At 70.1% G+C, this 22,461-nt stretch carries 16 protein-coding genes; 5 read left to right on the forward strand and 11 right to left on the reverse strand.

Annotation, left to right across the window (positions count from 1 at the left end; genetic code table 11):
* Positions 1 to 27: 27 nt before the first annotated feature.
* From BKK80_RS25310 to BKK80_RS25335, 6 genes are all read right to left on the reverse strand, one after another.
* The gene (locus tag BKK80_RS25310) at positions 28 to 1,191 is read right to left on the reverse strand and encodes an enoyl-CoA hydratase/isomerase family protein (RefSeq protein WP_071022726.1); all 1,164 of its coding nucleotides are present in this window, start codon (positions 1,189 to 1,191) and stop codon (positions 28 to 30) included.
* A 52-nt stretch (positions 1,192 to 1,243) separates the two neighbouring features.
* A complete protein-coding gene (locus BKK80_RS25315; protein WP_071022724.1) occupies positions 1,244 to 2,014 on the reverse strand; it encodes an enoyl-CoA hydratase in 771 nt (256 codons plus the stop codon).
* Positions 2,014 to 2,904: a 3-hydroxyisobutyrate dehydrogenase gene (mmsB, locus tag BKK80_RS25320; RefSeq protein WP_071020990.1), complete on the reverse strand. Its 891-nt coding sequence runs from the start codon at positions 2,902 to 2,904 to the stop codon at positions 2,014 to 2,016. Before mmsB ends, BKK80_RS25315 begins: the two co-directional genes overlap by 1 nt.
* 165 nt (positions 2,905 to 3,069) lie before the next feature.
* Positions 3,070 to 4,599, reverse strand: a complete 1,530-nt coding sequence (locus BKK80_RS25325) for a CoA-acylating methylmalonate-semialdehyde dehydrogenase (protein WP_071039759.1) — start codon at positions 4,597 to 4,599, stop codon at positions 3,070 to 3,072.
* Positions 4,600 to 4,712: 113 nt separating this feature from the next.
* On the reverse strand, positions 4,713 to 6,416 hold the full coding sequence (locus BKK80_RS25330; RefSeq protein ID WP_071071773.1) for an AMP-binding protein: 1,704 nt from the start codon (positions 6,414 to 6,416) through the stop codon (positions 4,713 to 4,715).
* A gap of 135 nt (positions 6,417 to 6,551) precedes the next feature.
* Positions 6,552 to 7,685, reverse strand: coding sequence for an acyl-CoA dehydrogenase family protein (locus tag BKK80_RS25335; protein ID WP_071022721.1), 1,134 nt, complete (start codon positions 7,683 to 7,685; stop codon positions 6,552 to 6,554).
* A 176-nt stretch (positions 7,686 to 7,861) separates the two neighbouring features.
* Between BKK80_RS25335 and BKK80_RS25340 the strand changes: the two genes are divergently transcribed.
* Entirely contained in the window at positions 7,862 to 8,875 is a 1,014-nt protein-coding gene (locus BKK80_RS25340) for an AraC family transcriptional regulator (protein WP_071039761.1), read from the forward strand.
* 33 nt (positions 8,876 to 8,908) lie between these two features.
* Here BKK80_RS25340 and BKK80_RS25345 read toward each other — a convergent pair whose 3' ends face one another.
* The 5 genes from BKK80_RS25345 to BKK80_RS25365 all read right to left on the reverse strand — a co-directional run bounded on the left by BKK80_RS25345 (position 8,909) and on the right by BKK80_RS25365 (position 15,884).
* Complete coding sequence (locus tag BKK80_RS25345) at positions 8,909 to 10,264, reverse strand: mechanosensitive ion channel family protein (protein ID WP_071020981.1); 1,356 nt, start codon at positions 10,262 to 10,264, stop codon at positions 8,909 to 8,911.
* Positions 10,265 to 10,409: 145 nt separating this feature from the next.
* A complete protein-coding gene (locus tag BKK80_RS25350) occupies positions 10,410 to 11,627 on the reverse strand; it encodes a GGDEF domain-containing protein (RefSeq protein WP_071020978.1) in 1,218 nt (405 codons plus the stop codon).
* Between the two features lie 254 nt (positions 11,628 to 11,881).
* Positions 11,882 to 14,302 carry a TonB-dependent siderophore receptor gene (locus BKK80_RS25355; protein ID WP_071071775.1) on the reverse strand — a complete coding sequence of 807 codons (2,421 nt, stop codon included), beginning with the start codon at positions 14,300 to 14,302 and terminating at the stop codon, positions 11,882 to 11,884.
* A gap of 179 nt (positions 14,303 to 14,481) precedes the next feature.
* Positions 14,482 to 15,357 (reverse strand): FecR family protein, encoded by an 876-nt coding sequence (locus BKK80_RS25360; RefSeq protein WP_071020973.1) that lies wholly within the window; start codon positions 15,355 to 15,357, stop codon positions 14,482 to 14,484.
* A gap of 2 nt (positions 15,358 to 15,359) precedes the next feature.
* Entirely contained in the window at positions 15,360 to 15,884 is a 525-nt protein-coding gene (locus BKK80_RS25365; protein ID WP_071071778.1) for an RNA polymerase sigma factor, read from the reverse strand.
* Positions 15,885 to 16,477: 593 nt separating this feature from the next.
* On the opposite strand from BKK80_RS25365, the gene BKK80_RS36700 reads away from it, so the two are divergent.
* The 4 genes from BKK80_RS36700 (at position 16,478) to BKK80_RS25385 (ending at position 22,303) form a co-directional block, all read left to right on the forward strand.
* The gene (locus BKK80_RS36700) at positions 16,478 to 16,939 is read left to right on the forward strand and encodes a hypothetical protein (RefSeq protein WP_071039766.1); all 462 of its coding nucleotides are present in this window, start codon (positions 16,478 to 16,480) and stop codon (positions 16,937 to 16,939) included.
* 214 nt (positions 16,940 to 17,153) lie between these two features.
* Positions 17,154 to 19,403 (forward strand): WG repeat-containing protein, encoded by a 2,250-nt coding sequence (locus BKK80_RS25375; protein WP_162287358.1) that lies wholly within the window; start codon positions 17,154 to 17,156, stop codon positions 19,401 to 19,403.
* Positions 19,404 to 19,779: 376 nt separating this feature from the next.
* The gene (locus BKK80_RS25380) at positions 19,780 to 20,649 is read left to right on the forward strand and encodes a hypothetical protein (RefSeq protein WP_071071783.1); all 870 of its coding nucleotides are present in this window, start codon (positions 19,780 to 19,782) and stop codon (positions 20,647 to 20,649) included.
* Between the two features lie 388 nt (positions 20,650 to 21,037).
* Positions 21,038 to 22,303, forward strand: a complete 1,266-nt coding sequence (locus BKK80_RS25385; RefSeq protein ID WP_157903337.1) for a hypothetical protein — start codon at positions 21,038 to 21,040, stop codon at positions 22,301 to 22,303.
* The last annotated feature ends 158 nt before the right edge of the window (positions 22,304 to 22,461 follow it).

The raw sequence follows: 22,461 nt of genomic DNA on the forward strand, positions 1-22,461 counted from the left end.
CGCCGCGCCGGCGTCGCTACGCTTGCCTCAGGCCGGCTTGCCGAGATCGGCCAGCGGATCGGCGCCAGCGGCCCAGGGTGCGTCGAAGAAGCGCTGCACCGCCGCCGGATCGACCGCGTCGGCGCCGGCCACGCGCCAGCGTGGCGCATTGTCCTTGTCGACGATCAGCGCGCGCACGCCTTCGATGAAGTCGCCGTCGGTGAAAGCATGCGAGACGGCCACCAGCTCCATGCGGAAGCAGTCGGCCAGGTCGAGCCGGCGTCCGCGCAGCAGCAGTTCGCGCGTCACCGCGGTCATCAGCGGCGAGCGGCTGCGCAGGGTGTCGAGGGTGCGCGCGGCCCAGGCGCCGGCCTCGCTGTCCGTGGCGGCTTCGGCCGCCAGGCTGTCCAGCAGCTGCGGCAGCGTGCGGTCGGCGCGGAAATGCCGCAGCAGCGCGGGCAGGGCCGGCAGCAGCGGCGCCTCGGCGGCGCCCAGCGTGGCCTGCGGCGCGAGCGCGGCGCGCAGCGCGTCCAGCGGCGCGCGCGCGCCATCGTCCCAGCGGATCGCGGCGAGCCGCTGGCCGGCGTCGGCCAGGGTCGCGCTCTCCACCGCGACGTCCGCCAGGCCGCACAGCAGGGTGTCGGCCGCGCCCAGCGAGACGCCCGTCAGGCCGACGTAAAGCGCCAGTTCCACCGGCATCTTCGACAGGAAATGGCTGGCGCCGACGTCCGGCACCAGGCCGATGCCGGTCTCGGGCATGGCGATGCGCGAGCGTTCGGTGACGATGCGCAGGTGCGCCGCCTGGGCCAGGCCCATGCCGCCGCCCATGACGATGCCGTCCATCAGCGCCACCACCGGCTTGGGGTAGCGGTGCAGCGCGTAGTCGAGGCGGTATTCGTCGACGAAGAAGCGCTGGCGCAGCGGCGTGCCGGCGTGGAAGCTGTCGTACAGTGCGCGGATGTCGCCGCCGGCGCAGAAGGCCTTGGGGCCGGCGCCGCGCAGCAGCACGGCGGCGATGTCGCCGCGTCCGGCCCATTCGCGCAGGCGGGCCTCCAGCAGGCCGATCATCGGATAGGAGAGCGCGTTGAGCTGGCGCGGACGGTTCAGCGTGATCACGCCGACCCGGTTGATTTCCTCGAACAGCACCTCCGGTTCGGCGCCGGACGCGCCGGCATCGCCCGCGGCGGGGGCATTATCGGTCTGGTTTCGCATGGTCATGATTGGCTGGGACGGGCGCGGCAGCGGCGCCGCCGCGCCCGTCCGGTCAGTCTCCGCGCCACTGGGGCGCGCGTTTCTGCAGGAAGGCGCTGACACCCTCGCGCTGGTCCTCGCCGTCGAACAGGTCGACGAAGCGCTCACGCTCCAGCGCCAGCGCCGGCGCGCGCGCCACGCCCTCGCGCGCCAGGTGCACCAGGCGCTTGCTGTCAGCGGCCGCGCGCGGGCGCAGCGTGGCGGCACGCTCGGCCAGGCGCAGCGCGGCCTGCAGCGACTGTCCCGCCGGCACCACTTCTTCCACCAGGCCGATGCGCAGCGCGGTGGCGGCATCCACGCGCTCGTTGGTCAGGATCATGCGCTTGGCCCAGCCCTCGCCCACCAGCCAGGGCAGCGTCTGCGTGCCGCAGCCGCAGGGCAGCAGGCCCACGGCGGCCTCGGGCAGCGCCATCTGGGCATGCTCCTCGGCGATGCGGATATCGCAGGCCAGCGCGCATTCGAGCCCGCCGCCCATGGCATAGCCGTTGATGGCGGCGATCACCACCGGGCGGGCGTTCTGCAGGGCCTCGAAGGCCGCGCCGAAGCGCTGCGCCATATGGCGCGCGTTGGCGCGGTCGCCGTCGGCGAAGCCGTTCAGGTCGGCGCCGGCGCTGAAGAACTTGGGGCCGTCGCCGGTGATGACGATGGCGCGCACGCGCGCATCGTCGTTCAGCGTGGCGACGAGCTGGCGCAGCTGCTCCAGCCCTTCGGCATGGAAGGCGTTGGCCGGTGGCCGCTTGAGGGTGAGACGGGCGGTGTGCCCGTCGATGAGGTGTTCGATCATCATGCCTGCTTGCCGCGGTACTGGCGGATCACGCCGGAGAAGTCGAGCGCGCCCTCGCCGAGCTGGGTCATGGACTGGTAGACCTGCTGGGCCTGGGCGCCGAGGAAGAGCGGCTGGCCCACGCTGCGCGCCGCGTCGGCGGCGAGGCCGAGGTCCTTGAGCATCAGCGCCGCGCCGAAGCCGCCGCTGTAGCCGCGTCCGGCCGGCGCGGTCTCGATCACGCCAGGGAAGGGGTTGCAGGTGTCGGATGCCCAGCAGCGGCCGGTGGAGGTATTGACGATGCCCGCCAGCACCTTGGGATCGATGCCCAGCTTCTCGCCCAGGGCCATGGCCTCGGCCACGCCCACCATGGAGATGCCGAGGATCAGGTTGTTGCAGATCTTGGCCACCTGGCCGGTGCCGGTGCCGCCGCAGTGGACCACGTTGCGGCCCATGCCCGCCAGCACCGGCTTGATCTGCTCGAACAGCGCCGCTTCGGCGCCCACCATGAAGGTCAGGGTGCCCGCCTGGGCGCCGCCGGTGCCGCCGGAAACCGGGGCGTCGGCCATCGGGTTGCCTTGCGCCGCCGCGGTCTTGGCCAGTTCGCGGATGGTGGCGGGATCGATGGTGGACGAATCCACCAGCGGCACGCCGGCGCGCACGCCGGCGAGCACGCCGTCGCTGCCCAGGTAGGCGCTGCGCACGTGCGCGGCCGCGGGCAGCATGGTGATGACGAAGTCCGCCTCGGCGGCGGCCGCGCGGGCGCTGGCCGCGCTGGCAGCGCCGGCGTCGCGCAGGTCGGCGACGGCCTGCGCGTTGAGGTCGAACACGGTCAGGGCATGGCCGGCCTTGAGCAGGTTGCGCGCCATGGGCGCGCCCATGTTGCCGAGGCCGATGAAGGCGATGTGCATGGGGTCTCCTCTTTCGGGGGTGTCAGGTTTCGGCGCAGGCTGGCGGCCTTGCCGTGCGGGATGGATGGTGGCGGGGAGGGCAGCTTGTCGCGCCGGCGGATGCCATGGCGACGCCCTGCCGTTGCCCGCGGGAGCATGGGCATCATCCGCCGCCGCCTTGCGTCCTTACTTCAGGCTGATCGTCGTATTCACCCCGTCGTTCACCGTGGCATCGTCGAACCAGCGCGCGGTGACCGTCTTGGTCTGGGTGTAGAACTGCACCACCTGCTTGCCGTAGGGGCCGAGGTCGCCCAGCTTGGAGCCGCGCGAGCCGGTGAAGCTGAAGTAGGGCACCGGCACCGGGATGGGAATGTTGATGCCGACCTGGCCGACGTCGATCTCGGTCTGGAACTTGCGCGCGGCGGCGCCGCTCTGCGTGAACACGCCGGTGCCGTTGCCGAAGGGGTTGCGGTTGACCAGGGCGATGGCCTCGTCGAGCGTGTCGACGCCGATCACCAGCAGCACCGGGCCGAAGATCTCATTGGTATAGATGCTCATCTCGGTGCCCACGTCGGTGAACACGGTCGGGCCGATGAAGTTGCCCTGCGCATAGCCCGGCACCTGCACGCCGCGCCCGTCCAGCGCCAGCGTGGCGCCTTCGCGCTCGCCGGCGGCGATCAGGCCCAGGATGCGCTCCTTGGCCGCCACCGATACCACCGGGCCGACGTCGGTGCCCGGCTCGGCGCCGGCGCCCACCTTCAGCGTGCGGGCCTTGGCAATCAGCTCCGGCACCCACTCGCGCGCCGCGCCCACCAGCACCGCCACCGAGGTCGCCATGCAGCGCTGGCCGGCGGCGCCGAAGCCGGCGCCCACCAGCGCGTTCAGCGTCTGTTCCTTGTGCGCGTCGGGCAGCACCACGGCATGGTTCTTGGCGCCCATCATCGATTGCACGCGCTTGCCGTGCGCGCCGGCCAGGTTGTACACGTGGGTGCCCACCGCGGTCGAGCCGACGAAGGAGACCGCCTTGATGTCAGGGTGGGTGCAAAGGGCGTCGACCACGTCCTTGGCGCCATGCACCACGTTCAGCACGCCGGCCGGGATGCCGGCCTCGATGGCCAGCTTGACCAGCTCCATGGTGGACAGCGGATCCTGCTCGGAGGGCTTGAGGACGAAGGTGTTGCCGCACACGATGGCCATCGGGAACATCCACAGCGGGATCATGGCCGGGAAGTTGAACGGCGTGATGCCGGCGCAGACGCCGATCGGCTGCTGCAGCGTGTAGGTGTCGACGGTGGCCGCCACGTTCTCGGCGAAGCCGCCCTGCTGCAGGGTGCCGATCGAGCAGGCGTGCTCCACCACCTCCAGGCCGCGGAAGATGTCGCCCTCGGCGTCGGCCAGGGTCTTGCCCTGCTCGGCGGTCAGGATGGCGGCGATGCGCTTGCTGTGCTCGCGGATCAGTGCCTGGTAGCGCAGCATGATGCGCAGGCGCGCGCCGATCGGCGTGTGGCGCCAGGTGGCGAAGGCCTGCTGGGCGGCGCCGACGGCCGCGTTGACCTCGGCAGCGGTGGCCAGCGGCACGCGCGCCAGCACTTCCTGCGTGGCCGGGTTGACGACCTGGCGGAACTCGGTGGCGGCGGACTCGACCCACTCGCCGTTGATCAGCAGCTTGACGGTCGGCGCCGGCTGGCCGGCGGCGGGGGTGGTGGTGGCGTTCATCTGGCTTGTCTCCTTCGATGGGCGATGGGTCGTATCGGAATCGATATCGGGATCGGATTCGGTGCGGATTCGGTGCGGATTCAGGGGGCGGTGCCGGCGGCGGGCCCGGGGGCTCAGGGCTTGAGGTCGGCGAAGTCCTCTTCCCAGTATTCGCCGGGCATGCGCTGCGCGGTCTCGTCGCCGCGCGCCATCTCCTGGCGCCGCAGCTCCACGCGGCGGATCTTGCCGGAGATGGTCTTGGGCAGCTCGGCGAACTGCAGCCGGCGGATGCGCTTGTACGGCGCCAGCCGCTCGCGCGAGAAGCGGAAGATCTCGCGCGCCAGCTCGGCGCTGGCGACGTGGCCCTGGCGCAGCGAGACATAGGCCTTGGGCACCGACAGTCGCACCGGGTCGGGGCTGGGCACCACCGCCGCCTCGGCGATGGCGGCGTGCTCGATCATCACGCTTTCCAGCTCGAACGGGCTCAGGCGGTAGTCGGAAGACTTGAAGACGTCGTCGGCGCGGCCGACGTAGACGTAGTAGCCGTCCTCGCGCCGCAGCGCGATGTCGGAGGTGCGGTAGTGGCCGTCGCGCATGGCGTGCGCGGTGGCGTCCGGGTTATTGGCATAGCCGCGCATCAGGCCGGCCGGGCGCGTGGCGCCGCCGTCCAGCGGCAGCGCGATCTCGCCTTCCTCGGCCGGCTTGCCGTCGGGGTCGAGCAGGGCGATGCGGTAGCCCGGCAGCGGCCGGCCCATCGAGCCCGGCACCACCGGCTGCCCGGGCGGGTTGCCGATCATGCAGGTGGTCTCGGTCTGGCCGTAGCCGTCGCGGATGGTGATGCCCCAGGCGTGGCGCACGCGCTCGATGATCTCGGGGTTGAGCGGCTCGCCGGCGCCGACGATCTCGCGCAGCGCGGTGCGGTAGTCGGCCAGCGGCTGCTGCACCAGCATGCGCCACACCGTGGGCGGCGCGCACAGGGTGGTGACGCCGCAGCGCACCAGCGTGTCGAGCACCGCCTGCGGCTCGAAGCGGGCGTAGTTGTAGGCGAACACGCAGGCCTGGGCGTTCCAGGGCGCGTAGAAGCAGCTCCAGGCATGCTTGGCCCAGCCCGGCGAGCTGATGTTCCAGTGCACGTCGCCGGGTTGCAGGCCCACCCAGTACATGGTCGACAGGCTGCCGACCGGGTAGGTCCGGTGGGTGTGCTCGACCAGCTTGGGCTTGGAGGTGGTGCCCGAGGTGAAGTAGAGCAGCATCGGGTCGTCGGCGTCGGTGGCGCCGTCCGGCACGAAGTCGGCGGGCGCGGCGTAGCCGTCGCCGAAGGTGTGCCAGCCGGGGCGCGGCGCGCCGGCCACGAAGCGGGTCAGCGGCAGCTCCAGGCCGTCGAACTTGGCGGCCTCGTTCTCGTCGACGATGGCGAAGCGCGCGCCGCCGAGCTGCACGCGGTCGCGCACGTCCTCGGCCGACAGCTGCGTGGTGGCGGGCAGCACCACCGCGCCCAGCTTCATCGCCGCCAGCATGGCGTCCCACAGCTCGACGCGGTTGGGCAGCATCAGCAGGATGCGGTCGCCGCGGCCGACGCCGGCGCCGCGCAGGTGGTTGGCGACGCGCGCCGAGCGCTCGGACATCTGCGCGAAGGAGTACTGCGTGCCCGCGCCGCCCTCGGCGCCGACGATCCACAGCGCAGGCTTGTCGTTGCCGCGCGCGATGGCGTCGAAGTAGTCGAGCGCCCAGTTGAAGGCGCCGAGCTGCGGCCAGCGGAAATCGCGGCAGGCGGTGTCGTAGTCGGTACGGTGGCGCTGCAGGAAGTCGCGCGCCGCGAGGAATGCCTGTGCAGTCATGGTGTCGTCTCCATCCGTTCTGCGGCCGGGCGGCCGCGGCAGCGCGTGCCGCTCACCGGTGCATTGCCGGTGCGTCGTCGGGGTATCGTGGGGAATCGCCGGTGAACCGTCGCTGTTACGCTTGCGCGCGGCGCATCACAACTGCCGCGCGATCACCATCCTCTGCACTTCGCTGGTCCCCTCGTAGATCTGCGTGATCCGGGCGTCGCGGTAGTGGCGCTCGACGTCGTAGTCGGCGAGATAGCCATAGCCGCCATGGATCTGGATCGCATCCGAGCATACCGCTTCGGCCATCTCGGAGGCAAACAGCTTGGCCTGGGAGGCCTCCGACAGGCAGGGGCGGCCGGCGCTGCGCAGCCGCGCCGCGTGGTGCACCAGCAGGCGCGCGGCGTTCAGGCGGGTGGCCATGTCGGCCAGCTTCTGCGCGATCGCCTGGTGCTCCATCAGCGGCTTGCCGAACTGGGTGCGCTCGGTGGCGTAGACCTTCGCCTTCTCGAACGCGGCGCGGGCGATGCCGACCGCCTGCGCGGCGATGCCGATGCGTCCGCCCTCCAGGTTGGACAGGGCGATGCGCAGGCCGTCGCCGCGCGCGCCGAGCAGGGCGTCCTCGGGGATCGCGCACTGGTCCAGGGTGATCGGACAGGTATCGGAGGCGCGGATGCCCATCTTGTTCTCGGGCTTGCCGACCACGAAGCCCGGCGTGTCGGTCGGCACCAGGAAGGCCGACAGGCCGCGCTTGCCGGCCTCGGGGTCGGTCACGGCGAAGACCACGGCCAGGCCGGCGCGCGCGCCGTTGGTGACGAACTGCTTGCTGCCGTCGAGCACCCAGCGGCCGTCCTGCAGGCGGGCGCGGGTGCGCAGGTTGTGCGCCTCGGAGCCGGCCTGCGGCTCGGTCAGGCAGAAGGCGCCGACCAGTTCGCCGCGCGCCAGGCGGCCCAGGTAGCGGTCCTTCTGCGCTTCGGTGCCGTAGTGCAGGATGGGACCGCAGCCTACCGAGTTGTGCACGCTCATCAGCGTGGCGCAGGCCGCGCAGCCGGCGGCGATCTCCTCGATGGCGAGCGCGTAGGCCACGTAGTCGGTATAGGTGCCGCCCCACTCCTCGGGCACGATCATGCCCAGCAGGCCGAGCGCGCCCATCTCCTGCACCACCTCCGGCGGCAGCGCGCCCGCCTCGTCCCACTGCGCGGCGCCGGCGGCCAGCCGCTCGCTGGCAAAGGCGCGCGCGGTGTCGCGGATCATGATCTGTTCTTCGGTGTAGTCGTGGGGCATGGTGGAGCGCTGGGCAGGTTGGCGCGCGGCGGCGCGCATCGATACGGGGCAGTGTAGGAAGCGTGGCCTGCCGCTCCTATGCCAAAATCCGCCAATCTTGCTGAACTCCCAAGCCACTGCCCCGCGCCCGGCCGCCTCCGCCGGGCGGCGGCCGGCCCGGCTCTGCTCCGCCACCCATGGAAAAAGGCACCGTTGCCATCTGTTTCGTCCATCAAGCCATCGCCGGCCTGCGCGCGCGCGGGCTGCCGCCCGAGCCCGTGCTGCGGGCCGCCGGGATCGCCCCGGCCCTGCTGGAGGCGCCCCAGGCGCGCGTGTCGGCCGACAGCTACAGCGCCCTCTGGCTGGAAGTGGCGCGCGTGCTCGACGATGAATTCTTCGGCCAGGACTCGCGCCGGATGAAATGCGGCAGCTTCACCATGCTGTGCCACGCCGTGGCCGGCAGCCAGACGCTGGGACAGGGGCTGGAGCGCGTGGCGCGTTTCTTCGGCCTGCTGCTGGACGATATCGGCGTGCGCCTGGAGCGGCCGAGTGCGGCGGCAGGCGCGGCCGCGCTGGTGCTGACCACGCCTTCGGCGCGCCGGCCGGGCGTGTTCGCCCAGGAGACGCTGCTGATCATGCTGCACGGGCTGATGAGCTGGCTGGCGCGCCGGCGCGTGCCGATCCAGCAGGCCAGCTTCGCCTACCCGGAACCGGACTACAGCGCCGAGTACCGGGTCATGTACTCGCGCCGCCTGGCCTTCGGCGAACCGAGCACGGCGCTGTGGTTCGATGCGGCCTGGCTGGCGCACCCGGTGCGCCACGACGAGCGCAGCCTCAAGGTGTTCCTGCGTGCTGCGCCGCACAACCTGGTGGTCAAGTACTCGGACCGCGCCGGCATCGTGGCGCGCATCCGCCGCTTGCTGCGACAGTCGCGCCCGGAGGCCTGGCCGACCTTCGAGCAGCTCGCGCAGGACATGCACCTGTCGGCCTCCTCGCTGCGGCGCCGGCTGATGGACGAGGGGGCGACCTACCAGCAGCTCAAGGACGAACTGCGCCGCGACCTCGCCATCGAGGCGCTCAGCCATTCGACGCAGCCCATCGTGGCCATCGCGGCCGAGCTGGGCTTCGCCGAGCCGGGCGCCTTCCACCGCGCCTTCCGCCGCTGGACCGGCTCGCGGCCGGGGGCCTATCGGGCGGTACCGGCGCCGTAGCGGCACCGTAGCGGCGCGGCGCCAGCCCTGCCGCTACAGCGGCGGCCGGCCGGCGGGCTCGGGGAAGGCCGGAGAGGCCGGGGAGGCCGGGGAGGCCGGAGAGGGGGACGGCCGCGGCGACGCCTGCTGCGCGGCGGCGTCGGCCAGCCACTGCGACCGCATGCCGCCCAGGTCGGCGCCGGACGGCGCCTGGTACAGGCGCAGGCCCATCTCCGGCAGGATCGCCAGCAGGTGGTCGAAGATGTCGCCCTGGATGCGCTCGTACTCCATCCACGCCGTCACCGCGGTGAAGCAGTAGACCTCGACCGGCACCCCCTCGGAACCCGGCTCCATCATGCGCACGTTGAGCAGCAGGTCGTGGCGGATCTCGGCATGCTGGCGCAGGTAGGCCATGGCATAGGCGCGGAAGGTGCCGAGATTGGTCAGGCGGCGCCGGTTGACCGGCTCGTCGGCCGAGGCGCCCAGTTCGCGGTTGGTGCGCTCCACCTCGGCCTGCTTTTCTTCCAGGTAGTCGTGCAGCAGGCGCAAGCGCATCAGGCCGGCGATCTCGTCGTCGCGCAGGAAGCGCACGCCGCTGGCGTCGATGCGCAGGGTGCGCTTGATGCGGCGCGCGCCCGACTCGAACATCTGGCGGTAATTGCGGTAGCTCTCCGAGAACAGCTTGTAGGTGGGCACCGTGGTGACGGTGTTGTCCCAGTTGCGCACCTTGACCGTGTGCAGCGCGATGTCCTGCACGAAGCCGTCGGCATTGGACTGCGGCATCTCGATCCAGTCGCCGATGCGCAGCATGTCGTTGGACGTGAGCTGGGTGCTGGCCACCAGCGACAGCAGCGTGTCCTTGAACACCAGCAGCAGCACCGCCGACAGCGCGCCCAGGCCGGACAGCATCCACAGCGGCGAGCGGTCGAGCAGGATGGACAGCACCAGCACGCCGCAGATCAGGGCGAGCGCCAGCTTGCCCATCTGGATATAACCCTTGATGGAACGGGTCTGGGCCCGCGTGCTGCCGGAGTAGACGTCCTGCCAGGCGCTCAGCAGGCTGTGCAGCGCCATGAAGACGCAGATCCAGGCGCCGGCATGCGCCACGCGCTCGATCAGGTGGGCGCTGTGGTCGAGGTGAGGTACCTCGCCGATGCCCAGCGCCACCACTGCGAACGGCGTGGCGAACCACAGCCGGTGGTAGGCGCGGTGGCGCAGCAGCGCCACGTTCCAGGCGCCGTGGCCGCTCAGGTCGAGCAGGCGGTGGGCCAGGTAGAGGATGGTGCGCGTCACCACCCATTGGGCCAGCACGGCGGCCAGCGCCAGCAGGCCGAGGTTGAGCGCGAGTTGGGCCCACGGATGGCGGGGCACCAGGTTCGTCAGGGTATCGAGCAGGACTTCCGGATTCATTGACCTTGCGAAGGAACGGCGGAGATGGCGGGAAGGGCCGGGCCGGCACGCGCCGGTGGCGCACGAGGTGCAGCGGGCGCGCAAGGCACGCCAGGCGCACCCCGGGATTCTAGCCGGTGGCGGCAGCCGCCCTCCGCCGGGCAGCTCAGTGGGGCTGCGGCGTGCGCGGCTGCGCCGGCGCGGAGCCCGCCGTGGCCGGGCGGGCCGCCGCCGGCGTGGCGCTCGCCAGCATGCGGTTGCGGCCGGCCAGCTTGGCGGCGTAGAGCGCCGCATCGGCGCGCCCGGTCAGGCGCGCCAGCGACTCGCCCGGCAGCCAATGCGCCACGCCGCCGCTGATGGTGTAGTGCAGCGAGCCGAAGCTGCCGTCGACGCGGCCGGCCTCCGCGCGCGCGCGCAGCCGCTCCGCCACCAGCAGGGCGTCTTCGAGCGCGGTGGCCGGCAGCAGCACGGCGAACTCTTCCCCGCCCAGGCGGCCGATGCGGTCGCCGGGGCGGACGGCATCGCGCGCCATGGCGGTGAAGGCGCGCAGCACCTCGTCGCCGGCGGCGTGGCCGTGGTTGTCGTTGACCGCCTTGAAGCGGTCGATGTCGAGCAGCAGCAGCGCCGGCGCGCTGTCGCCGCGGGCGGCGCGCGCCAGCTGGCGCGTGGCTTCGTCCTCGAAGGCCTTGCGCGACAGCACGCCGGTCAGGAAGTCGGTGTTGGCGATGAGTTCGAGCCGGTGCACCAGGCGGTCGTGGACCATCAGCACCGCGCCCATGGTCAGCGCCGGCACCGCCAGCGCGCCAAGCAGCAGGAACAGGATGTGCATGCCCGGCGGGCTGGCGCCGGGCGGGCCCTGCAGGGCCGCCTGCAGCGACAGCGCGCCGCGCAGCGCATGCGCCGCGGCGAAGAACAGGGCGAAGACGGCGGTGGTGACATAGTGGCCGCCGGCCCGCCCCGGCAGGCGCGCGCGCAGCAGGGTCCATCCGCAGGCGGCGCACAGGGCCGCGTGGAAGACCGAGACGATCGCCACCCGCACGTTGAAATCGTCGAAGTGGAAGTGCCACAGCGCCACCGCGGCAGCCAGCGCCAGCACGCCCGCGACCAGCGCGCGCCAGGGTGGCGCGCGGCCGCAGAAGCGCTGCACGCCTGCGTACATCTGCGCCATCGCCCACGCCAGCAGGGGATTGCCGAGGCCGATCACCAGCCCGTCGGGCAGCCGCCCGCGCAGCGCGAACAGCACCAGCGCCAGCGCGGCGGCCAGGTTGGCGTAGAACCAGTGCCCCACCCCGGGCAGGCCGCAGCGCCGCAGCGACCAGATGATGGCCAGCATCATGGCGCCGAGTGCGGCGGTGACGATCTGCATGGCAAGCGCGGCTTGCATCGGCGCGGGGATTCTCCGGATGGGGCGCGGGCGGCCGCGCGGCGGGACAGGGAAGCGGCGGGCGCGCGGCGGCGCATCGCCGGGCTCCATGATACGGCGCGGCCCGGCGATGCGCGAGCGGCCGGGGGATTGACGGGCGGTAAAAGGACCGCCGCGGTGGGGGGAAAGAAGAGGGGTAAGGCAGAGGGGATGCCGCGCGGGGCCGGCTGGCCGGCCCGCTGCACGCATGCCCCCTGGCGTGGTCCGCCGCGCGCTTACCAGCTGTAGCGCGCGCTCGCGATCACGGTGCGGCCGTTGCCGTAGATGCAGCGCGTGGCGTCGTAGCAGCCCGAGATGTACTCGCGGTTGCCGAGGTTGGTGCCGTTGAGGGCGAAGCGCCAGTGCGGGATGCGGTAGGTGATGGCGGCATCGAACAGCGCGTAGCCGGGCACGTGCAGCGAGTTGTCCGGGGCGCCGGCGGTCGGGCTCACGTAGCGCACGCCGGCACCGAAGCCCAGGCCCGCCAGCGGCCCGCCGCGCAGCCGGTAGTCGGCCCACAGCGCGGCCATCTCGCGCGGGATGGGAATGGCGATCGGCCACTTGTTGAGCGTGTCATCGTTGGCCTTGGTGTTGCGCACGTCCTGGTAGGTGTAGCTGGCGATCAGGTTCAGCCCCGGCACCACCTCGGCGATGGCCTCCAGTTCGACGCCCTGGGAGCGCACTTCGCCCGCCTGCGTGCTGTGCGCGCCGGTGGGATCGGCCAGATCCGGGGTCAGCACGTTGCGCTGGTGGATCTGGAACAGCGAGGCGGTCACCGAGAGCTTGCCGTCCGGGCGCGTGTACTTGACGCCGGCCTCGACCTGCCGGCCCTGGGTGGGCTTGAAGGCCTGGCCGTTGCGGTCGGTGCCGGAGGTGGGATTGAAGGAGGTCGAATAGCTGAGGTAGGGCGCGAAGCCGGACGGCATCAGGTAGACCAGGCCGACGCGGCCGGTGAAGGCGCTGTCGCGCTGGCTGCTGGAGCTGCCGGCGAGCTGGTCGGTGGTGCGGGTCTCGGTCCAGTCCTGGCGTCCGCCCAGCGTGACCACCCAGCGCTCGGCCAGCTTGATCTGGTCCTGCAGGTAGAGGCCGACCTGGCTCTGCGTCTGGCGCACGTCCTGCGGATAGGCGCCCGCGCCGGTGAAGATGGACAGGTCGGTGGGGGCGTAGACCGGGTGGTAGAGGTCGAGCGAGGAGGTCAGCGCGTAGTTTTCCGGGTCGAGCGTGCGCTGGCGCTGGTAGTCGAGGCCCAGCAGCAGGGTGTGGCGCAGCGCTCCGGTGTCGAATTTCGCCTGGGCCTGGGTATCGACGTCGAAGCGACCGTAGCTGGGCTGGGCGATGCCGGCATAGCGCAGCATGGTGCGCTGGGTCGGGTCGGACGGGTCGAGGCCGACGCCGTAGCTCATGCGGTCATCCAGGCGCAGGTGGTTGTAGCGCAGGTTTTGCCGCACCGTCCAGGTATCGTTGAAGCGGTGTTCGAACTGGTAGCCGAACGAGTACTGTGTTTTCTCGTAGCTGTCGAAGTCGGGCGAGCCGGTGAACAGGCGCGACGAGATGTGTCCGTTCGGATTGGGCAGGATGGTGCCCTGGGCGGGCAGGAAGTTGTCCGAGGAATTGGTCTTGTCGCGCAGGTAGCTCGCCATCAGCGTCAGCGAGGTGTCGGCATCGGGGCGCCAGGTGAGCGAGGGCGCCACCATCAGCCGCTGGTCCTTGAAGGGGCCGAAGGGGAGGTTGCCGTCGCGCGCGAGCGCGGTCAGGCGGTAGGAGAACTTGCCGTCCTCGTCCAGCTTGCCGCCGAAGTCGCCGGCGATCTGCTTACGCGCGTGGGTGCCGTACTGGACCTCGAGCTCGCGCACCGGCTCCAGCGTGGGCAGCTTGGAGACCATGTTGATGGTGCCGCCCGGATCGCCCTGGCCGTACAGCACCGAGGCCGGCCCGCGCAGCAGCTCGACCCGTTCCAGCTGCCAGGGGTCGACGCGCCAGCTGGCGAGATTGATGGTGTTGGGCAGTTGCAGCCCGTCCAGGTAGGTGCTGGGCACGAAGCCGCGCACCGCGGTGTACCAGTCCGAGCGCGTGCCGGCGCCGTACGACGATACCGAGGCGGTATAGCGCAGGGCCTCGTTGACGCTCTGCGCGCCCTGGGCCTCGAAGCGGTCGCGCGTGACCACGCTGATGGACTGCGGCACTTCGTCGAGCGACGCATCGGTCTTGCTGCCGGTGGCGCTGCGCGTGGCGATGTAGCCGATCACCGGGCCGTTGGCGGTCTCGCGCTGGGCCGCGGCGCTGACCGTCACCACCGGCAGTTCGGCCTCGCTGCGCGGTGCCTCGGCCGGGCCGATGGTGAAAACGTGGTCGGCCTGCCGGCGCGCGGCCAGGCCGCTGCCGGCCAGCAGGCGGTCGAGTGCCTCGCCGACGGTGAAGTTGCCGTGCAGGCGCGGGGCCTGCTTGCCGTCGGTGATGGCGCTGGCGAAGACGATCTGGGTGCCGGACTGGCGGGCCAGCGTCTTCAGCGCCTGCTCCAGCGGCGCCGCCGGCAGGTCGAGCGCGACCTGCCCGCCCTGCGCCAGCGCCGCGCCGGCCAGCAGCATGGCGGCGGCCAGGGCGGACAGGCGCGCCAGCGGCCGCAGCGCGGTGCGCCGGGGCCCGCTTGCGGCGGGCATGCCGGTGCGCCTGGCGGCGTGGTGTGTCGATCGATGTGTCGTGTCGTGCTGCGTTGCGTCCGTGGCGGCGCCCGCGCGGTGGCTGCGATTCACTGCGTCACTCCCCTTCATTGTGTGTGGCTGTCGAAGGGAATGACGAGCGGGCGCGGCAGGTCCCCTACCTCGCCACGCAAAAAAGTTCAGGGTTCGGCGCGGGCGCGCACCGTGACCGTGTCGTCGGGCGCGCGTGCCACGGTGACCGGCAGGATGGCGGGCAGCAGGTCGAGCAGGACGTCGGTGCCGGCGCTGTCGAACACGCCGGAAATGCGCAGGTCCGCCAGGCGCGCATCGGCCAGCGTGACCGGTGCGCGCCGGTAGCGGGCGATTTCCGCCAGCGCCTCGGCGAGCGGGGTTTGCGTGAAGACCAGCTTGCCGTCCTTCCATGCCAGGCGGCTGGCGGCCTGCTCGGCGCCGACCGCGGCGACGGGCTCCAGGCGCCCGGGCGCGGCCCAGGTCGCCTCGCCGGCGCCCAGCAGCACCGAGTGGCCGCCCTCGCTGACCTGCACGCGTCCGCGCAGCACGGTGACGCCGACGCGCTCGCGCTCGCGCCGCACGTCGAAGGCGGTGCCCACCACGCGGATGGCGGTGCTGCCGGCCTGCACCAGGAAAGGCCGCCAGGCGGCGTGGGCGACGTCGAACAGCACCTCGCCCTCCTGCAGCGCCACGCGGCGCGAACGCAGGTGCCAGCCGACCTCCAGCGCGCTGCGCGTATTGAGCACGAGCTGGCTGCCGTCGGGCAGCGTGACGGTCTTGCGCGCGCCGGCGGCGGTGGCGTAGCGGGCGCTGTGCAGCGGCGGATCCAGCCACAGCAGGCCGGCGGCCAGCGCGACGGCGAGGCCGGACAGGCCCGCCAGCGTGGCGGCGCGCGCGCGGCGCGGCCGGCGCGGCGGCGCGCCGGCGCCGGGGCGCGCGAAGCGTTGTTGCAGCGCCGCGCGGTGGCGGGCCAGCGCGTCTTCCTCGCGCTGGAAATCGTCTTGCTGGCTGTCGGGCTGAACGTTCTGCTGGGGAGGGGACATGCTCAGGATCCGAGCTCGCGCTGCAGGGCCGCCCGGCAGGCGGCCAGGCCCAGGCGGACATGCTTCTCCACCGCCTTGCGCGAAATGCCCAATGTTAACGCCACCTCGGCCTGCGGCAGTTCGTGGACCTTGTGCAGGACGAAGACTTCGCGGCAGCGCGGCGGCAGCGTCTCGATGGCCGCCGCCAGGCGCTCGAACTCGCGCGCCGCGTCGAGCCGGCGCGCCTGGCCGGGCGCCTCGCTGACACCGTCCGGCAACTCATCCATGGACAGCACCCAGGCCGCGCGCGCGCGTTCCACGCGATGGCGGTCGATGGCCAGGTTCAGCGTGGCGCGCCGCAGGTAGGCGATCGGGGTCAGCACCGGCTGGCGCGGCGGCTCGGCGAGCAGGTTGACGCAGACATCGTGGACCACGTCGCGCGCGAAGCCGCGGTCGGCGCCGAAGCGCCGGCGCAGGTGCTCGACCAGCTCGTCGTAGTGGCGCACCAGGGCGGCTATCAGGGGCGGGTAAGTCTGCTCGCGGGGCACCGGTCGTCGCCTTGGCCGGGATCCGGCAACGGGTTGGGAGATGAAAGTGTTGAATTGTAAATGAGAATGATTGGTATTTGCAATAATAGAGAGAGTACCAGGGCCGGCGAGCCCATTCGCCTCGGCCCCCACGCCTGCTCATCCATCGGGCTTAGGGCCATGCCGGCATTGCGTCCCGCCTCGAACCGTGCGGCGCCGAGCCTTGAAGAGGGGGGCCGGGTTCAGCGGCTGCTACCGCGTCGAGAGCATCTGGCCTTGGATCTTGGCCAGGTGGTCCGGTCATCGTCCTGATGCCCCTGAGGCGGTCCTCTGACGGGCACGTTGAGCGCCTTTCCTGCAGAAAGACCGGAAACCTCCTGTATCACCGGCAAGGGCGGCCATGCAATATGAAGAGGTAGCAAGTCCAGGGAAGTCCGCAGCGATTGCTGGAGGGGCCGCACCATGCGTCGTTTGCACAGAGATTTCCAGCCTGCTAAAAAGGAGAAGCGTCACTTGGATCTGGCCATCGGCGGGTTTATCGCATCTAGCATTGCCATACTGGCAATTTTCTCCAATCCTCGACGCCAATTTCGGCAGATTCGTCGGGGGGCGTGATGGCTGACAATGTCTCGTCCCCGGTCTCGACTGCTCTCGAGTTCTACGCCGACCGTCTAGCCAAGAAAATGATCGGAATTGGCTGCGCGCTCATCGTGGTGGCGCTTGTGCCAGCGCTCAAATTCGGCGGAGTCGGTCTGGGCGGCGGCGTATTCTCGGCATCTCTCATGCTCATTGCGACGGGAAAATCCAGGCGGTCAAACGCTTATCTCCGGTTCGATGCGGGCCACTTCGAAACGAAGCTGACGCTTGCTTCCGGGCGGCAGAAGGTGCTTTACAGCGCAGTCACCAGCTGTGATGTGAGCGATAAGCTGGTTGTCGTTCACTATCGCGAGCACGGCCAACCCGCCGGTTCGAAGCCGAAACGAATCTACATCCCTCTTGGCGAACTTCGCGCCGACGATCGTCCCTTGTGTATCGATGCGTTTCGTACGCGTTTGCGGTCGGCCTCATCCGCCTGACGTGTGTCCGATGAACGGGGTGGGTCCAGATCTGACATGGTGGCGGATCAGGAAGTCGAGTTGGTTGGTCCTCGCAGGCACCTGCCGGCGCGTGCTGCCAGGACGGAGCGCTTCGGCCGCATTGCTCTGGCTGGCGCTGGCCAGCGGCCCTGCACGGGCGGAGTCTTGCGAGGCGCCATTGAGCGATCATTCGGCCGTCCAATACTCATGCGACATGCATGAAGGCATGGCGCGCTTCAGGATCGATGGCGCATGGGGTTTCATCGACAAGTTCGGCAAGCTGGCGGGGGCGCCTCCATTCGACCATGCGGATGACTTTTCGGAAGGCTTGGCCGCCGTCAAGTTGGGGGAGCACTGGGGCTTCGTCGACAAGACCGGTGAACTGGTCATTCCTCCCAGGTTCGGCTCCGTCCATCGCTTCTCCGCCGGCCTGGCCGCCGCAATGGGGGAAGGCGGCAACTGGGGCTACATCGACCGCCATGGCCAGTGGGTGATCGCGCCGGCCTACGAGCAAGCCGGCCGCTTTCAAGATCGGACCGCGATGGTCAGGGAACGTCGCCAGGGCTCTCTGCTGATCGACCGGCGTGGACAGGTGGTCAAGCGTTTCGAGGCCGGCCTGTCGGTCGACCTGGACCCGGATGCCCGGGGGCTCTACAGGGCCGAGCGCCAAGGCGCGCGCTGGCTCTGGCATCGCGAAGGCGGGCTGTTCCCGATGCCGGAGGCGTTGCAACGCTACGTGCAGATCGACGGCGACGGCCTGATTCCAGTCAGCCACGAGTCGAACGGCGGCGATGTGCTGTGGGGGGCGATGGATATCCAGGGGCGCTGGGCCGTGCCCGCGCGCTTCGCATCGATCGGGCCGTTTCAAGCGGGTCTGGCTGTCGCACAGCCGGCAGAACCAGCTGGCGGGGATGTCGAAGGCGGCAGCCTGGCGGGACGTCGCCTCGGACTGATCGACCGGCAGGGCCGGTTCGTAGTCCCCCCGCAGTATGAGCGGATCACGCGGCAAGCCTGGGGCGGCTACCAGGCCACCCACGCGGGAGAGGCTGGCAGCGACATCATTGGCCGGGACGGACGGGTGCTGTTGGCCGCCGCCACGTGTCCAGGCTTGCGCGAGGTGTTGGTCGCCCTGTCGGTGGAGAAGGCGCAGTGGAGCGTCGTGGCGGGTTGCGGGCGGAGCTGGGCATTTCATGCCCGTGCGGGCATGGTCCGCAGCCGTATCGCGAAGCCCGCGGCCTATGCCACCGGCACCCATCTCATGCTCGAGGGCGCCCTCAGTGGTACGCAAGCGCCGCTGCCTTTTGACATTTTCGACGCGGCGGGCCGCCGGGTGGTTTCGAGCGAAGACCGGGCGTTACAAGGCGATCAGGCATTGACGCGCGGGGATCTGGTGCTCCTCGTGCCGTCTGGCGAGGCCACTGCCGAGCACAGCCGCCTGGATCTGCTGCCTCTGGCCGTGGTGGTACGGAAGCGCAACGAGACGCAGATCATCACCCGGGACGGCAAGCTCATTTCCAATCCCGGCTGGCACTATCGCGCCGAAATGAACCAGGGTCACTTTGTCTTGAGCGGGCCCGGCGGTCCTGGCGGCAAGCCGCTCGACGGGCCGCTGGTGATGTCCACCCCTGGCGAACCGTTCGATGAGCCGTCTGTGTGGCTCTTCTCGGGTGACGCCCCGCCGGACCGCACCCGCTGGGGCGCCATCGACGGGCGGGGGCGGTGGGTCGTCCAGCCACAGCATGGCCACTATCTATCTTCTTTCCGGGATGGCGCAGTGGTTGACTGGGACGGCACGCAACCGATGGTGGTGGAGCGCGATGGCAAGCGCCACCTATGGCCCCAGGATGTGCAGCGAATCACGCGCGTGAGCCAGCGTGCTTTCATCGGCTCACCCCGCGATCCCGGGGACCCGCTTGTGCGCCTGGAACTGGGTACCGGGAACATAACCCGGATCACTTTCCCCGCCAAGGTGAACCTCGAGGATTTCCACGATGGCCTGGTCAGCGCCGGTGATCCGGAGGGCCTGCGGTGGGGGCTGCTGGACGACCAGGGCGAATGGGCCGTGCCGCCACGTTTCGACAGTCGCCTCGATCCGGTCCGGGACGTGCAGGGCCGTCTGCTCGGCTGGCGAAGCGCCAGCAGGTTTTTCGACGGCGACAGCTCCCGCCTCCGGCTCGGCTGGCTCGACGCGGAAGGCCGGGAACTGGTGGCGCCCGGCTACAGCGCTATCGAGTATGACGCCAAGCACGGCATGTTGCTGCTGACCAAGGATGAAGAGTATAAGGGGCTGATGGCGCCGGACGGCCAGGTCCTGCTTCCCGTGCAGTACGAGGACATTCGGCAGTTGGGGGAAATCTTCGTGGTGAAAGAGCCCACGCAGTACGGCCTGCTCGATGCCCGGGGAGAGTGGTCCGCACCGCTGGCACCGCCGGTAAGGCCGCGGGGGGGATGGCCTGTCCCATGAGGAGACGCGCTCAGGCGCGGAGCGCGTGCTGGCCGGCCTCCGCGGCGCTCCATGGCCGGCGCGCAGTTGCCGCTTGCCATTGCGCATGAAGATCCGTCGCAACGCTGGCGACCCACGCACCGAGGCCCCGGGGGGGCGTCACGTTCTACGGCTGCGACTTCAAGGAGCGCGTGCGTCTTCAATGTGCGCAGCGCTCCGCCAACCGCGGAAGCCCTGGCAAGCGCAAGGCATCGCAACGTCCCGCTAAGCGAATTCATTGCTTATGAATCAACGTCCTATCCCTTGGGCCGAACTCAGCCTGTTCGCCAGACGCGTTGCCGCGTTGCACGCAAGTGATCCTCCCTTGGGCGTTGAGCCTGCCGCGGATAACAACGTGATGAAGGTCACCGACGACTGCCTGTTCATGCGGACATCCTCGGGCAGAGCGTGGGGCGGAAGAGGTAGTTGGAGCTGGATATGCACGCTGGCGATGCCTCTTGTCTTCGCTCTACTCTCCCTTGTCGAAGATTCGACCCGCATGGACGATTGTGAGCACAGGGGAGACGCCGCCGGAGCCCTGGCGCACTATCTGGAGCACCTCGGCAATGCGCTGGGCATGACCGCTGTGCTCTTCCTGGGTTCCGCCTGGACCTTCTTCCTCTGGCGACTGCAACTGCCCATCATCTTCAACCGCAAGACGCGTAAGGTCGCCTGCATCCTCCAGGGAAAATGGGTCTACCAGTCGTGGGATCACCTGCAAGCCTCGATCGAGGACCGAATCCGTTTTGCAGCAGGTCGCGCACCGGCAGTCGATATCGAGCTGACACTGCTTCTGCCCTATGCCAATCCCGACCGCCCGTATGCCGATGGCCGCCTGCGCATCGGCATCGCCGCCACCCGGGATCACCCGGATGCCATCGCCAGGCCGGGTATTTATGGCGCGGCCCAGGTCTGGGAGTACATCCGCTTGTATATGCAAGAGGGGGCCGCGGCATTGCCGCCGAACAGTTCACGCCGGCCATATCGCCTATCTCGGGTAGGCGAGGCTGTACGCTACTTCAACCCCTTGAAGGCGCTGAAGGTCAGCCACCCGGCCTGGCTCCTGCTTGCCGTTCCCTTCTTCGTACTCGTCGCGTTGCCGGTTGCGCCGCTGCTGATGCTGGGCGACGTCTTTTACATGGGACTGGAGCGCATTCTGCCCCGCCGCAGATGGCCGAAGGAACTCATCGACGCTTGCGATGGCATATGGGACGGGAGGGAGGATTGAGTCAATCCCGGTAGTGCTGCGCCGGCAGCAGAGGTCTTGGTAAATATCGGCATTCTTTTCAGATTCCTCTCATAGGGAGACTGGCGAGGCGGGCCCTACACTGCGGCGGGTCTGCAGGTTGCCGCGCATTACTCTGCGGCGCCGATGGGCATGGCGCCGATCCGCCGCACTGTCCGCCGGCCGCAGGATGCATTGCGCAGATGCATCGCAGATGCCATCCCCACGCGAAGATCGGGCGGCTGGACGACCGGCTGACATCCCACGTGCCAGGTGCCAGGTGCCAGGTGCCAGGTGCCAGGTGCCAGGTGCCAAGTGCCAGGTGCCAAGTGCCAGGTGCCAGGTGCCAGGTGCCTGGGACCTGACGAGACGAAGTGAACTGCTCCAAGCTATGAAAAGCACCCTCCGACGCTGGCTGACAGCAAGCAGCCTGCTGGCACTGATATGGGGCCCCAACGCGGCAGCCGGCGAGACGGATTGGCTCCACTTCCCGATGTACGCGAGGGATACGGCGCACGCGGTGGATCTGCAGGCGCTGCGGTGGCGGCCCGATGGCCTGCTGGCGTCGGCGACACGCTACCCGCGCCATTCCGGGGAGCCATGGACCGAAGAGGAGTCCAGCCGCGGCTGGTACAACTACGAACGGCGGCTGATCGACTGCAGCCTGGGCTTCTATGTGTCGACAGACATTCAGTTGCTCGCGCGCGACGGCACCGTGATCGCCTCGCGTTCCTATGCACCTGCGGAGTGGGTCGACCGTCTGGAGGGACAGTTGCTCGAGAGCCGGCAGAATTCCTGGCCGCAAGGCAACGAGATCCTGCTCGCCTGCGCGGCGGCGTCGAGCCCCGACTTGAAGGCGCGGCGTGCCAGGATGGCGCGCAAAGTGTCGCCGCTGATCACGTTCAAGCCCATCACGCAGGATCTTGCCGCGGAAAGCGCGGACCTGATGGGCCTGGCGCGTCCAAACCTCACCCGCGAGGCGTTGCGCCTGAAGCCGGGCATGACGGCGGCAGCCCTGTTCGACCGCATGCGCCGGCAGTATGCCGACTGGCGGCGCTCGGTTGCCGGGCCGCATGCAGGGCCGGCAGATCCGACGACTGCGCGCCGCAGCGAGGTCGAGCGCCTGTTCGGCAGCTATCTGCAGCAAGCGACGGCTGGCCGCATCAGCGCCATGCGCCTGCTGCCTTCCGACGTCCTGGAGTATTCGCGGGCGCTTTCCTTCTACGAGTTTCCCGAATTGCGTCCCGGCGAGGCGGTACGTGTCGGCGACGCGTACCGTGTGGCACGGACCGAGCGCCTGGATTGCCAGAGTGGCGTGGTGCTGCCCGTGGCATGGGTCTGGCGAGGCCGTGACGAGCAGGTGCTGCTCACAAGACGCGCTTCGGCCGAAGAGGCGTTCGGCCCGATTGGCGCTGGTTACCGCGATGCCGGCGGCGGGTGGGACTTGCGCTGGGGGGGCTGGAGCGATGCGACATTGCCGGGTGCGCTCTGTCAGGCGCTGTTCCGCCTGAAGGCTGGCAGGGAGCCCGCTGGTGAGCCCACCGAGGAGCGGACGTCAGCCCCGTTCGGGCTGACGGCGCAACGTCTCATGCAGCAGGGCACGCCCGAGGCGATGCTGCTGGCGATCCGTGCCGCCTGGCGCGCGGACTTGCCTTGACCATCGGCCGGCCTGCCGCAGGCTCGTTTTCACATTCCCCGGATACCTATGTGTATGACCTCATCGCGATCTTCATGGCTGGCTCTCCTGCGTGTCTGTCATAGCCACCGTATCCGTCGTATCCGTCGTAGCCGCCCTGGCCGTCGGCGTGCGGGGGC

The sequence above is a fragment of the Cupriavidus malaysiensis genome (assembly GCF_001854325.1).
In the GTDB taxonomy this organism is placed as follows: domain Bacteria; phylum Pseudomonadota; class Gammaproteobacteria; order Burkholderiales; family Burkholderiaceae; genus Cupriavidus; species Cupriavidus malaysiensis.